At 69.2% G+C, this 13,008-nt stretch carries 11 protein-coding genes; 2 read left to right on the top strand and 9 right to left on the bottom strand.

What is annotated here, in order from left to right:
• Window positions 1–2: 2 nt before the first annotated feature.
• The 4 genes from FHT32_RS17280 to FHT32_RS17265 form a co-directional block, all read right to left on the bottom strand.
• Window positions 3–917: a DNA/RNA non-specific endonuclease gene (locus FHT32_RS17280; protein WP_176665831.1), complete on the bottom strand. Its 915-nt coding sequence runs from the start codon at window positions 915–917 to the stop codon at window positions 3–5.
• Window positions 918–981: 64 nt separating this feature from the next.
• Window positions 982–1,233, bottom strand: coding sequence for a hypothetical protein (locus tag FHT32_RS17275; RefSeq protein WP_176665830.1), 252 nt, complete (start codon window positions 1,231–1,233; stop codon window positions 982–984).
• A complete protein-coding gene (locus FHT32_RS17270; RefSeq protein WP_176665829.1) occupies window positions 1,230–2,852 on the bottom strand; it encodes a S8 family serine peptidase in 1,623 nt (540 codons plus the stop codon). The genes FHT32_RS17275 and FHT32_RS17270 overlap by 4 nt, the downstream gene beginning before the upstream one ends.
• A 79-nt stretch (window positions 2,853–2,931) precedes the next feature.
• The gene (locus FHT32_RS17265) at window positions 2,932–4,176 is read right to left on the bottom strand and encodes a CaiB/BaiF CoA-transferase family protein (protein WP_176665828.1); all 1,245 of its coding nucleotides are present in this window, start codon (window positions 4,174–4,176) and stop codon (window positions 2,932–2,934) included.
• Between the two features lie 116 nt (window positions 4,177–4,292).
• Here FHT32_RS17265 and FHT32_RS17260 point away from each other — a divergent pair, with 116 nt between their 5' ends.
• Entirely contained in the window at window positions 4,293–5,819 is a 1,527-nt protein-coding gene (locus FHT32_RS17260) for an FGGY-family carbohydrate kinase (RefSeq protein ID WP_176665827.1), read from the top strand.
• 57 nt (window positions 5,820–5,876) lie between these two features.
• On the opposite strand, the gene FHT32_RS17255 is transcribed toward FHT32_RS17260, so the two are convergent.
• The 3 genes from FHT32_RS17255 to FHT32_RS17245 are packed head-to-tail and all read right to left on the bottom strand — an operon-like array spanning window position 5,877 to window position 9,386.
• On the bottom strand, window positions 5,877–6,194 hold the full coding sequence (locus FHT32_RS17255) for a polyhydroxyalkanoic acid system family protein (protein WP_176665826.1): 318 nt from the start codon (window positions 6,192–6,194) through the stop codon (window positions 5,877–5,879).
• Window positions 6,187–7,281: an aminopeptidase gene (locus FHT32_RS17250; RefSeq protein ID WP_176666086.1), complete on the bottom strand. Its 1,095-nt coding sequence runs from the start codon at window positions 7,279–7,281 to the stop codon at window positions 6,187–6,189. The genes FHT32_RS17255 and FHT32_RS17250 overlap by 8 nt, the downstream gene beginning before the upstream one ends.
• A 41-nt stretch (window positions 7,282–7,322) precedes the next feature.
• Window positions 7,323–9,386: a molybdopterin-dependent oxidoreductase gene (locus FHT32_RS17245; RefSeq protein ID WP_176665825.1), complete on the bottom strand. Its 2,064-nt coding sequence runs from the start codon at window positions 9,384–9,386 to the stop codon at window positions 7,323–7,325.
• A gap of 51 nt (window positions 9,387–9,437) precedes the next feature.
• Between FHT32_RS17245 and FHT32_RS17240 the strand changes: the two genes are divergently transcribed.
• Window positions 9,438–10,562 (top strand): ABC transporter substrate-binding protein, encoded by a 1,125-nt coding sequence (locus FHT32_RS17240; protein ID WP_176665824.1) that lies wholly within the window; start codon window positions 9,438–9,440, stop codon window positions 10,560–10,562.
• Between the two features lie 28 nt (window positions 10,563–10,590).
• Here FHT32_RS17240 and FHT32_RS17235 read toward each other — a convergent pair whose 3' ends face one another.
• Together FHT32_RS17235 and FHT32_RS17230 are read right to left on the bottom strand one after the other, a co-directional pair.
• Window positions 10,591–11,685 (bottom strand): M14 family metallopeptidase, encoded by a 1,095-nt coding sequence (locus FHT32_RS17235; RefSeq protein ID WP_176665823.1) that lies wholly within the window; start codon window positions 11,683–11,685, stop codon window positions 10,591–10,593.
• 50 nt (window positions 11,686–11,735) lie between these two features.
• Window positions 11,736–12,938 (bottom strand): M20 aminoacylase family protein, encoded by a 1,203-nt coding sequence (locus FHT32_RS17230; RefSeq protein WP_176665822.1) that lies wholly within the window; start codon window positions 12,936–12,938, stop codon window positions 11,736–11,738.
• Window positions 12,939–13,008 lie beyond the last annotated feature (70 nt).

The following is a 13,008-nucleotide window of genomic DNA, read 5'->3' as shown; positions in this document are numbered from 1 at the left end:
GATCAGGCCGGCAGCTTCGTATCGGCGAAGCGCCGGATGGGCTGCACGAAGGCGAGGTCGGCGCCGTCGAGCACGTCGCGGCCTTGCAGGCTCTCGAAGCGCAGCCCGGTCTCGGCCTCGATGAAGGCCAGCGGGCGCTGCGAAGTGCCGAAGTCTTCCAGGTCGCGCGCCACGCCCGAATCGAGCCAGGTGCCCTGGCTCATCAGGTAGGCGATGGCGCTGAGCTCGCCGGTCGCCTCGCTGACGAAGGCGACCACCTTCCAGAAGTCGCGCGGAATGCGGATGCCGAACCTCTCCGGGTCGTCCGTCCGCAGGATCGGGCCGGTGAAGACGCTGATGCGCTTGTCGTCGCCCTGCGCGTTGCTCAGAACGTAGTCCTCCAGGTCGCCCCACAGCCCCTCGTTGAACGGCTGCCATTGCGGGCAGGCGTTGGTGGCGAAGAAGGTGTCGATGTTGGCCCGCTGCGCCGTCGCCAGCGGGCCCCAGTTCGGGTCCTGCCTGCGCGTCATGTGGCCGCGCGAGAACTTGCCTTCCTGCCCGGGGCCATAGGCTTCGCGCAGCATCTGGTATTCCTTCCTGATGCGGCCGTCGTAGTTCCAGGTGTCGTGGCGCGGCACGTTCTTCGACTTCCCGCCGTCGATGTTGCAGGCCGAATAGAGCGGCACGCGCCGCGAGATGCACTGCACCGTGCTGAAGTGCTGGTACCTGAGCTCGAAGGAGCCGTCTTCGAGCCTCGCGATGTCGTCCATGGAAACGGGCTCGCCGATGGCCGGCAGCGCCACGTGCGCGTCCCGCCCCAGGAAACCGGCCGAATAGCCCTGGCGGCCCTCGAAGAACTCCGGCGGCTTCGGCGTCGCGGCAACGCGCTGGATGCCGGCCCACGAACTGCTCACGACCTGGATGTCTGCGTCGGACATGGAAAAGCTTCCTCCAGAAAAACGACGGGGCCGTCTTCGGCCCCGGTGAATGCGTGCTGCGCGACTACTTCGCGAGCTTGGCGCGCGCGTTTTTCAGGTTGAAGGCAGGCTTGCGGATTTCCGCGAAGCTGGGCTGGGACACCGCCCACTCGGGGTTCTGCTCGAGCGCGGCCAGCTGCTCCTCGTCGACCTGGGCTTCCAGCAGGGTGCTGGTCTTGGCCGTTAGGACGACGCCCGGCACGCGGCGGCGCAGCCGCGCCTTCGCCGACAACTTCTTGCCGGGGCTGCCTGTGTAGGTCAACACGACGCTGGTCACTTCAGAACTCCAAATCCTTCGTACTCGGCCGGCCAACCCACCCGTTGCGCCGTCTGCGACAGCATCCTGACGATGGCGTCGGCCTTTTCAGGGCCGTTTTGCATGGTAAGCAGCTTCGGATTCCCTGACAACAGACGGGCCGCCATGCCCGAGGAGTACGGCGTGGCCATCGAGGTGCCGGACATCATCGCGTACCTGCCCCCCGGAAAGGTCGACAGCACCGCCACGCCGGGGCCGATGAAATCGGTGGAAAGCCCGTGGTTCGAGAACTCGGCGACGAACTCCTTCTTCCGGCGGATCTCGCTTTCCTGGAAGCTCTCGGGGCAGTCCGCCGGGAACGTGCCGTCGCGCCCCAGCGCGCCCACGGCCAGGGTGTGGCTGTAGCGGGCGGGAAAACGCAGCAGCGGCTGGCCGTCGTTGCCGGTGGCCGCGAACACCACCACGCCGGCATTGCGCGCCTTCTCGAGGATGTCGGGCATCTCCGGCATCGGCTCCAGGCTGCCCATGCTGATGTTGACGATGTGGCAGCCGTCGGCGATGGCGCGGTCGAGCGCGCTGGCGATGTCGGTCGACTTGGCGCGCCCGCGCTCGCCGCTCTTCGGGCAGACGCGGTAGGCCATCAGCCGGCAGGCCGGCGCGAGGCCGTGGATGCCGGTACCTTCCGCCATCCGGCCCGCGATGATGCCGGCCACGTGCGTGCCATGGCCGATGCCGTTGTCCAGGAAGTCGGCCGGGTTCTCGCCGGTGACGAAGCAGCCGCCGCCGGCCACGGCGACGTCCGGATGCGGCCCGACGCCGCTGTCGATCACGCCCACCGTCACGCCCGCCCCCGCCTGGGGGTCGTAGGGCGCGTAGTGCGACAGCAGCCGGAACGAATCGGGCGCCAGCGGCAGCGCCCGCACGTCCAGCCGCTTCGGCGCAGCCGTCCGTTCGAATCCCTTGAGGAAGACGGACCAGTGCGTGTGCTCCGGCTCGACCAGGATCATCTCCACGCGCGGATAGAGCACGGGAACGCCGATGCTCGCGATGCCCTCCTTGTCGGTCACCGCCGGCACGTGCGCGCCGTCCCAGTCCACGAGCGCCTTGACCCGCACGCCCGCCACGGGCCTGCCCTGCGGATCGGCCAGGCGCAGTTCGAAGCGCTTGACCTTGGTTCCCGCCGCGACCTGGATCGCGCTGGTTTCCAGCTCGTCGCCCAGCGGCCGGATGTACTGGAGATACGCCCACGCGGCCGGCGCGATGCGCAGCCCGGGCGTGTTGCGCCGCATCGCCAGCAGCGCGGCCGAGTTGGCGCTCATCACCGACACGCCCTCGACCTGCTTGAGAAGCTTCATCCGGGGAATGCCACGGCCTTCCACCCGTTGCCCGATCGCGTCCGCCGGATTGCCCAGGTTGATGGCGCTCAGCGTCGCCAGCTCGGCGCCGTCGGCGGCTGCGCTGCGCGGGGGCCAGACGATCACGTCGTCGGAAAACTTGGGCTCCACCGCCATGCGGCGCAGGCGCAGCTCCTGCAGCAGGCGCTCCAGCTTCTGCTCGTCCGCCTTCGACAGCTCGCTCTTCACGGGCTGGTGCTGGATACGCCTCGGTGCCTCGCGTCGCTCGTTCGCTGCTGCAGCCATGGACTCTCTCTCCTTGTTGCCGGTTTATCGCATGAGGGCGACTTCGCCCCCGTGCCTCGTGTGAATTGCCCTCGCGGAGCTAGCCCACGATCCCGCGCTCGCGCAGCGCCGCAATCTGCGCCTCGCTCAGGCCGATCTCCTTGAGCACCGCATCGGTGTCCTCGCCGAGCGCCGGCGCGTCGTGCCGGTGGCTGGCGGGCGTGAGCGACAGCTTGGGCACGAAGCCGGGCACCGCGAGATCGCTGCCGTCGGCCATGCGCACCTGCTGCAGCATGCCGCGCGCGGCGTAGTGCGGATCGGCCGCGATGTCGGCGATGGTGTAGATGCGCCCGGCCGGCACGTGCGCCGCGTCGAGCGCCGCCAGCACCTCGCCCACGGTGCGCTGCGCGGCCCAGTCGCCGATGGCGGCGTCCAGCATCTCCACCTGTGCGACGCGGCCGGTGTTGCCGGCCAGCGCCGAGTCGGCGGCGAGGTCGGGCCGGCCGATGCATTCCATGAGCCGGCGGAAGATGCTGTCGCCGTTGCCCGCGACGATGGCGTAGCCGCCGTCGGCGCAGCGGTAGGCGTTGGTCGGCGCGATGCCGGGCAGCGCGCTGCCTGCCGCCTCGCGCACCGCGCCGAAGGCGCTGTATTCGGGCAACAGGCTTTCCATGCAGTTGAAGACCGCCTCGTACAGCGCCACGTCGACCACCTGCCCGCGCCCTTTCGGATATTCGGCGCTCACCGTCGCATGCCGGTGCTGCATCGCCATCAGCACGCCGATCACGCCGTGCAGCGAGGCCAGCGTGTCGCCGATCGAGACGCCCACGCGCACCGGCACGCGGCCCGGCTCGCCCGTGAGGTGGCGCAGCCCGCCCATGGCCTCGGCCACCACGCCGAAGCCGGGACGGTCGCGGTACGGGCCGGTCTGGCCGTAGCCGCTGATGCGCAGCATCACGAGCGCGGGGTTGGCGGCCAGCAGCTCGTCGGGGCCCAGGCCCCAGCCTTCCATCGCGCCGGGGCGGAAGTTCTCGACCAGCACGTCGGCCTCGGCCGCGAGCTTGCGCACCACCGCCTGCGCCTCGGCCTCGCGCAGGTCCAGCGCAAGCGAGCGCTTGTTGCGCGACTGCACCTGCCACCAGACCGAAGTGCCGTCCTTCAGCAGCCGCCAGGTGCGCAGCGGATCGCCCGCGCCGGGCGGCTCGATCTTGATGACCTCGGCACCGAAGTCGGCCAGCGTGCGCGCGGCGAAGGGCCCGGCGATGAGCTGCCCGAGCTCGATGACCTTGAGGCCGGCCAGCGGGCCGGCCGGGGTGGATGAGGGTGTGCTTGTGGTCGTCGTCATGGCGCCAGAGTGTGCCGCGTCACGCAACCGCCCGCGCTGGCAAACTCGCTGGATTCCATCAAGGTGCTGCTGAGACCGCAGCCCCGATCCCGAGAGACAACCAGCCAGAGGACATCATGAAATACGTGATCGGCGTCGACATCGGCACGCAGAGCACCAAGTGCCTGCTCGTCGGCATCGACGGCAAGGTGCATTCGCAGCACAGCGTGGCCTACCAGCCCGAGACGCCGAAGCCGCTGTGGGCGCAGCAGGACTGCGAGGTGTGGTTCGACGCGGTGTGCGAGAGCGTGCGCGCCTGCGTGGCCAGAAGCGGCGTCGCACCGGCCGACATCGCCGCGATGTGCGTGAGCAGCCTCTACGGCGGCGCGGGCATCCCGGTCGACGACGCCATGCGTCCGCTGCACCCCTGCCTGATCTGGATGGACCGCCGCGCCACCGCCGAGGTCGATGCGGTGAGCGCGAACGTCGACGTGCAGCGGCTGCAGGCCATCACCGGCAACGGCGTGGACAGCTACTACGGCTTCACCAAGATCCTGTGGGTGCGCGAGCACCTGCCCGAGGTGTGGGCGAAGACGCGCCACTTCCTGCCGCCTAACAGCTACATCAACTGGCGCTTCACGGGCGAGCTCGCCGTCGACCACAGCTCGGCCGGCAACATCGGCGGCGTGTACGACGCGGCGCGCCGGCAGTGGTCGGAGGAAGCGATGGGGATGCTCGGCATTCCGCCGCGCATGATGCCGCCGCGCCTGGTCGAATCGAGCGACGTGGTCGGCGGACTGAACGCCGAGTGGGCCGCGAAGCTGGGCCTCGCCGAGGGCATGCCGCTGATGGCGGGCGGCGTCGATGCGGCGGTGGCCACCTTCTGCGCGGGCGTCACCAGCAGCGGCGACCACGTGGCGATGATCGGCACCAGCATGTGCTGGGGCTTCGTGAGCCCCACGGTCGATGCGCGGCACAGGCTCATCAGCATGCCGCACGTCTACCGCGGCGCGGACCGCAGCTATGTGTTCGGCGGCGCGATCACCGCGGGCGCCGCGGTCACCTGGTTCCGCGAGGCCTTCTGCCATGCCGAGATCGCGGAAGCCGCGCGCACCGGCGAGGACGCGCACGCGCTCATCGAGCGCAAGGCGGTCGACGTGCCGCCCGGCGCCGAGGGCCTGGTGTTCCTGCCCTACCTCATGGGCGAGCGCAGCCCGATCTGGGACGCGCAGGCCAAGGGCGCGTTCATCGGCCTTTCGCTCGCGCACAGCCGCGCGCACCTGTACCGCGCGGTGCTCGAAGGCGTGAGCTTCGCGCTGCAGCACAACATCGAGGCCGGCCGGCGCAGCGGCCAGCCGCTGGACGAGCGCCTGATCGTGGTCGGCGGCGCGGCGCACTCCGATCTCTGGATGCAGATCGTGGCCGACGTCACCGGCTACCCGGTGTTCACCATCGAGCAGGAAGTGGAAGCGGCACTGGGCGCTGCGATGCTCGCGGCGCTCGGCGCCGGGCTGGTTGACGCGGCCAACGCCGAGCGCGGCTGGGTCACGCTGGTGGAGCGGGCGCGGCCCGAGCCCCACGCGCAGGCCGTTTACCGCGAGCGCTTCGAGATCTACAAATCGCTCTACCCCGCGCTGCGCGATGCGATGCAGCGGCTGAAGTAGCGGGCCTCTTCGATTTTTCCGGGTGCCGCGTGCGCGTGACCGGCGCGAAACCCGGGCTCAGGCGAGGCGGGTGCCGCCCCGGGGGGAAGATTCGAGCATCGCGTCGAGGTTGCGCGTGATCTTCTGCTCGATCATTTCGCTGAAGCTGCTGAACAGGAAGCCCAGCGTCGCGTCGAGCTTGAAGGTGGTGTCGGTGACCTCGACGGTGCCGTCGATGCCGGCGCGCGTGAAGGTGGCAGTGTCGCGGCCGTCGCCCTGCGTGTAGACGCATTCGAGGCCGAACTCCTGCTCGGCCTGCTGGATCCACTTGCGCGCGACGACGCGTGCGCGTGCGATGCCCAGTGTGTGGTTGCGTTCGATGTGGATGTCAGGCACCGCGATCTCCGGTCTTGTCGTGTTCAGGTGTGGTCTGGGTCTGGAGGATACCCGTCGCCGCCTGCAGGGCGACGCGGCGTTCCTCGGAGGTCGGCAGTGCGGCGATGCGCCGCACCTCGGCATAGAAGCGCGGCCAGTCGCGGCCTTCGCGCTCGAAGAGCTTCTCGAAGCTGGGCACGAGGTCGTCGTAGGCCCCCTGCGCGCCGAAGGCCGCGTTGTTGGCGCGCGCCACCCAGGCGTCGTAGGCGTTCTGGCGCGGCCCGGACCAGCCGGCCTTGAGCTTCGCGTAGCGCTCGCGGAAGTCGGCCATGGCGGCCTGCTTCATCGCTTCCACCTTCGTCCAGTCCTTGGCCTTGGCTTCGGGCGATTCGTACACCTTCGTCAGCGCGCGGCGGGTGTCGAGCGCCAGCGCGCGGAACTCCTGGCGCTGCGTGTCGAACTGGGCGTACTCGCGGCGCGCCGCATCGCCGGCCTCGCGCTGCAGCCACATCGCGCCACCGATGCGTTCGACCGCGGTGGCGTACGACTCGTTGAAGACCGTGTCGCCTGCCACGTAGAGCACCTGATGCGCAAGCTCGTGGAACACGATGCGCGCGAGCTCGCCCTCGGGGTAGCCGATGAAGGTCGACAGCAGCGGATCGCCGCCGGCCCAGTTCATCCAGCCCAGCGTGGAATACGCGGGCACCGGGTACACGGCCACTTCCAGGTCCTGCTTCTTCTGCTCCTCGGCTTCGGCCTTGGCCGCTTCTTCGGTGTAGTAGCCGCGGTAACCCACGCAGCCCGCCACCGGGAAGCACCAGCTCTTGAGCGTGAGCGAGTAGTGCGGCGCCGCCACCACGTTCCACACGGCCGCAGCGCGGTGAAGGTCGGCGTACGACTTGTAGCTGGCGTTGTCGGGCAGCCCGAGTTCGGCCGAGGCAAAGTGCCGGATGCGCTGCGTGAGTTCGAGCCTGGCCTTCAGCGCGGCCGACACCGACGGATCGGCCAGCCACTCCGGCACGGGCTTGGCGGCCCGCATGATGCCGATGTGGCCGCTGGCGGATTGCCAGTAGTAGCCGAGGTCGGCGCAGCCGGTGAGCAGGAGCATCGAGCCGGCCAGCGCGAAGGCCGGAAGAAAGCGAAAGCGCCTCACACCTTCTCGACTTCGACCAGGCAGTCGTAGAAGGTCGGCCCGCGGCCGATGTCGGTCAGGCGCTGGCTGGTGAGCTCGTTGACGTTGGTGCCGTCCATGCCGAGCTTGCGCCACCAGATGCCCATGCCGTGCACCACGCCCTGGCGTGCGCGGCGCGAGACCTCGGCGCGGCAGCGATGCTCGCCGCGCTTGTTGAAAACGCGCACCGTGGCGCCGTCCTCGATGCCGCGCGCGGCGGCGTCGGCCTCGTGGATCTCCAGCAGCGGCTCGACCTCGATGGCGCGCAGGCTGGTCACGTTGACGAAGGTCGAGTTGAGGAAATTGCGCGCGGGCGGCGAGATCATGGCCAGCGGGAATTCGGTCGAGCTGCCTGCCGGCTCCCAGTTGGGCACGTGGTCGGGCAGGCCGTCCATGCCCATGGCCTGCAGGCGCTCGCTGAAGAACTCGCAGCGGCCCGAGGGCGTGGGGAACCGGCCTTCGGCGAAGGGCGCCTCGGGCAGCTTCAGGCTGCTGAAGCCCTGGGCCACCAGCTCGGCGTAGTCGATGTTGCCTTCGGCGAAGGCGGTGCGGCACAGCGTCTCGTCGGAATCGGAGAAGCAGGGCTCGGTGAAGCCCATGCGCTTCGCGAGCTCGCGGAACACCCAGGCATTGCTGCGGGCCTCGCCGCGCGGCGCCACGGCCGGGCGGTTCAGCAGCACGTCGGTGTGGCCGTAGCTGCAGTGGATGTCCCAGTGCTCCAACTGCGTGGTGGCGGGCAGCAGGTAGTCGGCGTAGTCGGCGGTGTCGGTGCGGAACTGCTCCAGCACCACGGTGAACAGGTCTTCGCGCGCGAAGCCCGCCGCCACCTTGGCCGACTCGGGCGCCACCGCCACCGGGTTGCTGTTGTAGACCACGATGGCCTTCACCGGGTTGGCGGTGTCCAGCAGCGCGTCGCCGATGGTGCTCATGTTGATGGTGCGCGGCTTGCGCCCGGCCAGCAGGTCGGGGCGCTGCAGGGTTGCGCGATCCACCGGGTAGTGGCCGGAGCTGCTCAGCAGCAGGCCGCCCGCGCGGTCGCGCCAGGCGCCCACCAACGCCGGCAGGCAGGCGACGGCACGCGCCGCATTGCCGCCGCCGCGCACGCGCTGCATGCCGTAGTTCAGGCGGATGGCCGCCGGCTTCGTGGTGCCGTAGGCCTTTGCGAGCGAGACGATCTGTTCCTCCGGAATGCCGCAGACCTGCGCCGCGCGCGACGGCGGCCACTGCAGCGCGCGCTCGCGCAGCTGCTCCCAGCCCAGGGTGTGGTTCGCGATGTAGTCGTGGTCGAGCCAGTCGTGCACGATCAGTTCGTGCATCAGGGCCAGCGCCAGCGCGGCGTCGGTGCCGGGCAGCAGCGCGATGTGCTCGTCGCACTTGTCGGCGGTCTCGGTCTTGCGCGGATCGATGCACACCAGCCGCGCGCCGGCGCGCTTGGCGGCCTGGGCGTGGCGCCAGAAATGCAGGTTGCTGGCGATGGAGTTGCTGCCCCAGATCAGGATCACCTTCGCCTCGGCGAAGAACTCGATGCGCATGCCGACCTTGCCGCCCAGCGTGTAGACCATCGCCTCGCCCCCGGCCATGGAGCAGATCGTGCGGTCCAGCAGGCTGGCGCCCAGCTTGTGAAAGAAGCGCCGGTCCATCGACTCGCCCTGGACCAGGCCCATGGTGCCCGCATAGCTATAGGGGACAATAGCTTCGGGTTTTCCCTGTAATACTTGAAGATGCGCGGCGATGTCGTCCAGGGCGGCATCCCAGCTCACCGGCTCGAACTGGCCGCTTCCTTTGGGGCCGACGCGCCTGAGGGGCTGAACCAGCCGTTCCGCATGGTCGTTGCGCTCGATGTAGCGCGACACCTTGGTGCACAGCACCCCGCCCGTGTGCGAATGGGCGGGGTTGCCCTGCAGCTTCACCGCAACGCCGTCCCTGACGGTGGTGACCAGCGCGCAGGTGTCCGGACAGTCGTGCGGGCATGCGCCCAGAACGGTGCTGGTTGCGGGCTGGGAGGGCGCTTCTTCGAGCGAGGTATCCGGTGCGTGGGCCATCGGACAAGTCTAATTTGTGCGCGAATCAGAGCGCGGGAGTGGGTTTTCATCATGTTGAATCGACGTCGTTTTTCCCTGGCCGCCGGTGCGGCCGCCACGCTGGGCGGCTTCGGCATCGCCCGGGCGCAGGACACGCCGCTGGTGCTGGGCCAGTCGGCGCCTTTCACCGGGCCGGCGGCGCAGCTGGGCATCCAGTTCAATCAGGGCGCCAAGCTGTTCCTGGACCAGTACAACGCCCAGCCGGGCCGCCGCAACGTGGTCATCAAGAACCTGGACGACGGCTATGAGCCCGACCGCTGCGCGGCCAACACGCAGAAGCTGATCGAGGAGGACGTCTTCGCCCTGTTCGGCTATGTCGGCACCCCGACCAGCCTGGCCGCGCTGCCGCTGGCGGTGAAGGACAAGGTGCCCTTCGTGGCGCCCTTCACCGGCGCGATGTCGCTGCGCGAGCCGTTCCAGAAGAACGTGTTCCACCTGCGCGCCTCGTACAACGACGAGACGGCGCTGATGGTCAAGCAGCTCACCCACCTGGGCCTGAAGAAGATCGCGGTCTTCTACCAGAACGACGCCTACGGCAAGGCCGGCCTCGACGGCGTGACGCTGGCGCTCGCCGAGCAGCAGCTCAAGCCGGTCGCGCTGGCCACTGTGGAGCGCAATTCGGCCGACGTGGCGCAGGCGGTGAAGAGCATCGTGGCGGCACGGCCCGACGCGGTGGTGCAGGTGGGCGCGTACAAGGCCTGCGCGACCTTCATCCGCGAGGCGCGCAAGGCCGGCTTCGGCGGCACCTTCTTCAACCTGTCGTTCGTGGGCACGCAGGCGCTGGCCGACGAACTGGGCAAGGACGCGGCCGGCGTGATGATCACGCAGGTGGTGCCCTCGCCCTACAACCAGGCCAACGCGCTGGCGCGCGAGTTCGCCGAGGCGGCGCGCAAGGCCGGCGGCACCATGGGCATCAACTTCTCGAGCATGGAGGGCTACCTGGCCGCGAAGGTGCTGGTGGAAGGCCTGCGCAAGGCACCGGGCAAGCCCACGCGCGAGAGCATCGTTGCCGGCCTGGAAAGCATCGACCGCCAGCAGTTCGGCGGCTTCGAGGTGTCGTTCTCGGCCAAGAACCATGTGGGCTCGAAGTTCGTCGAGCTCTCGATGCTGACGGGCGACGGCCGCGTCAGGACCTGAGCTTCTTCGGCCCTGCCGGGCCGCGGCGTCAGCTCGTCAAGCCGTCCACGGCCTGGAACATGGCCTGGCGCGCCTGGCTCACGATCTGCCCGCGCCAGGCGTCGGTGTCCGTGTAGAACGCCTCCAGCATCCGCGCGCGGATGCCGTCGGCCAGGTCGGCCGGCGCTTGCGGATGCTTGTGCAGCCAGTGGTCGGCGCGCAGCGCGCCGGTCACTTCGAGGATGGGCAGCGTGCCGTATTCGAGCGCGATGCCGGTGTACTCGGCCTGCGGGCACTCCTCGTACACCGAATCCCACATCAGCCCGCGCAGCAGCGCAGAGGTCGACGAACCGTCGTAGATGGAGGTGACGGGCGCCGCGGGCGTGCCCCACCATCCGTTGGCGCGCGCATAGGCGGTCTTGTCGTCGCGGCCCGCGAAGATGCGTTCGCCCAGGCCGTTCGGGCCCAGCCCGGTGTGCAGGTCGATCCAGGCGATGCGCTTCGCGCGGCCCGCATGGCGGCGCAGCACCTCGCGGATGGTCCTGTTGCTCCAGGTCGGCGCCTTGCCGCCGTAGAAGAGGCCGTCTTCGAACTGGTATTGGCCGCTGGTCACCGCGGCCTGGTAGGCGGTGGTGCCGTGCTTGCCGATCCACTTCTCGATGGCCGCCTGGTTCTCGGGCGTGGGCGGCCAGGTGTCGGGCAGCAGCAGCTCGTGCAGCTTCGCGTAGGCCTCGTTGACCGGCACCGGCTTCGAGAAGTCGATGAAGTTGCGGTTGAGGTCGACGTTCTCGTGCGTCACGCGCCGGCCGTACGAGAAGCCGTGCGGGTTGAGCGCATGCACGTAAAGCACCGCCACGCCCTGCGCCTTCGCCTTCTCGCGCCACTCGGCGTCGTGCAGCGCGAACACCTGCACGCCGCTGCCGCAGTGGCCTTCGACGCCGTGGCAGGCGCTGCTGACGACCAGCAGGTTCTGCGCGTCGGGTGCGCCGTCGAGCGCCACGTCCATCGAGAGCTCCTCGCCCTCGCGCCCCTTGAGCGGGTGCGCATGCGGCTCGACCGTGAGGCCGGCGCTCACGCAGCCCTGCAGGAATTTCTGGCGCGCCTGCGAATAGCGCGGCGAAAAGGCTTCGGCGATTCCGATCATGTGGCGCGGGACCTCTCTCGGTGGATCAGGCCTGAATCAGGCGACGGCGATCAGACAGCGCTGCCGCCGGGCTTGAGGAACTGCTCAGCGATCTGCACCCAGCAGGTCGCGCCCAGCGGGATCAGGTCGTCGTTGAAGTCGTAGCTCGCGTTGTGCAGCGTGCACGGGCCCTCGCCATGGTGCACGTCGCGGTGCGCGCCGTCGCCGTTGCCGATGAAGGCATAGGCGCCGGGCTTGGCCTGCAGCATGAAGGCGAAGTCTTCCGAGGTCATGGCGGCCTCCTGCTTCAGCACGTTCTCGGGACCCACGACCCCGGCCATCACGCGGCGGGCGAAGTCGGCCTCGGCCTCGGTGTTGATGGTGGGCGGGTAGTAGCGCTCGAAGCGGAACTCGCAGGTGGCGTCGTGCGCGGCGCAGATGTGGTCGCAGATCTGCTTCATGCGCGCCTCGATCATGTCGAGAACCTCGATGGAGAAGGTGCGCACCGTGCCCGACAGCTCGCAGTTGTCGGGAATCACGTTGTTGGCTTCACCCGCGTGGATGGTGGTGACGGAGATGACGGCCGAATCGGTCGGCTTCATCTTGCGCGTGAGGATGGTCTGGAAGGCCTGCACGATCTCGCAGGCGATCGGCACCGGGTCGATGCCGGTCTGCGGCAGCGCCGCGTGGCCGCCCTTGCCCACCACGTTGACGAAGAACTTGTTGCCCGAGGCCATCACCGGGCCGGGGCTCACCGCGAACTGGCCGGCCTTCATGCCGGGCCAGTTGTGCATGCCGAAGACGGCATCCATCGGGAATTTCTCGAAGAGCCCTTCCTTGATCATTTCGCGGGCGCCGCCGCCGCCCTCTTCGGCGGGCTGGAAGATCAGGTAGACGGTGCCGTCGAAGTTGCGGTGCTTCGCGAGGTGCTGTGCCGCCGCCAGCAGCATGGCCGTGTGGCCGTCGTGGCCGCAGGCGTGCATCTTGCCGTGGTGCTTGCTGGCATGGGCGAAGGTGTTGAGCTCGGTGACGGGCAGCGCGTCCATGTCGGCGCGCAGGCCGACGGCGCGGTTGCTGGAGCCGTTCTTGACGATGCCCACCACGCCGGTGGTGCCCAGGCCGCGGTGGATGGGGATGCCCCATTCGGTGAGCTTGCCTGCCACCACGTCGGCGGTGCGGACTTCTTCGAAGCAGAGTTCGGGGTGTGCGTGGAGGTCACGTCGGACGGCGGCGATGCCTGCCGCCTGCGTGACGATCGAGTCGATGAGTTTCATGGGGGATGGACCGTCTCAAAACGCCAGTCTATCCACTCTGGCCCCGAGAGGCACTCCAGAAAGCACGCAG

It is taken from the genome of Variovorax sp. SG517, from assembly GCF_013376045.1.
GTDB lineage: Bacteria > Pseudomonadota > Gammaproteobacteria > Burkholderiales > Burkholderiaceae_C > Variovorax.
This window is presented reverse-complemented; position numbering and strand designations above follow the sequence as displayed.

Coding starts and splice junctions, on each gene's coding strand:
- FHT32_RS17260 (WP_176665827.1), top strand. CDS start 4,293: ATGAAATACGTGATCGGCGTCGACATCGGCACGCAGAGCACCAAGTGC.
- FHT32_RS17250 (WP_176666086.1), bottom strand. CDS start 7,281: ATGCTCCTGCTCACCGGCTGCGCCGACCTCGGCTACTACTGGCAATCC.
- FHT32_RS17280 (WP_176665831.1), bottom strand. CDS start 917: ATGTCCGACGCAGACATCCAGGTCGTGAGCAGTTCGTGGGCCGGCATC.
- FHT32_RS17270 (WP_176665829.1), bottom strand. CDS start 2,852: ATGGCTGCAGCAGCGAACGAGCGACGCGAGGCACCGAGGCGTATCCAG.
- FHT32_RS17245 (WP_176665825.1), bottom strand. CDS start 9,386: ATGGCCCACGCACCGGATACCTCGCTCGAAGAAGCGCCCTCCCAGCCC.
- FHT32_RS17240 (WP_176665824.1), top strand. CDS start 9,438: ATGTTGAATCGACGTCGTTTTTCCCTGGCCGCCGGTGCGGCCGCCACG.
- FHT32_RS17230 (WP_176665822.1), bottom strand. CDS start 12,938: ATGAAACTCATCGACTCGATCGTCACGCAGGCGGCAGGCATCGCCGCC.
- FHT32_RS17235 (WP_176665823.1), bottom strand. CDS start 11,685: ATGATCGGAATCGCCGAAGCCTTTTCGCCGCGCTATTCGCAGGCGCGC.
- FHT32_RS17265 (WP_176665828.1), bottom strand. CDS start 4,176: ATGACGACGACCACAAGCACACCCTCATCCACCCCGGCCGGCCCGCTG.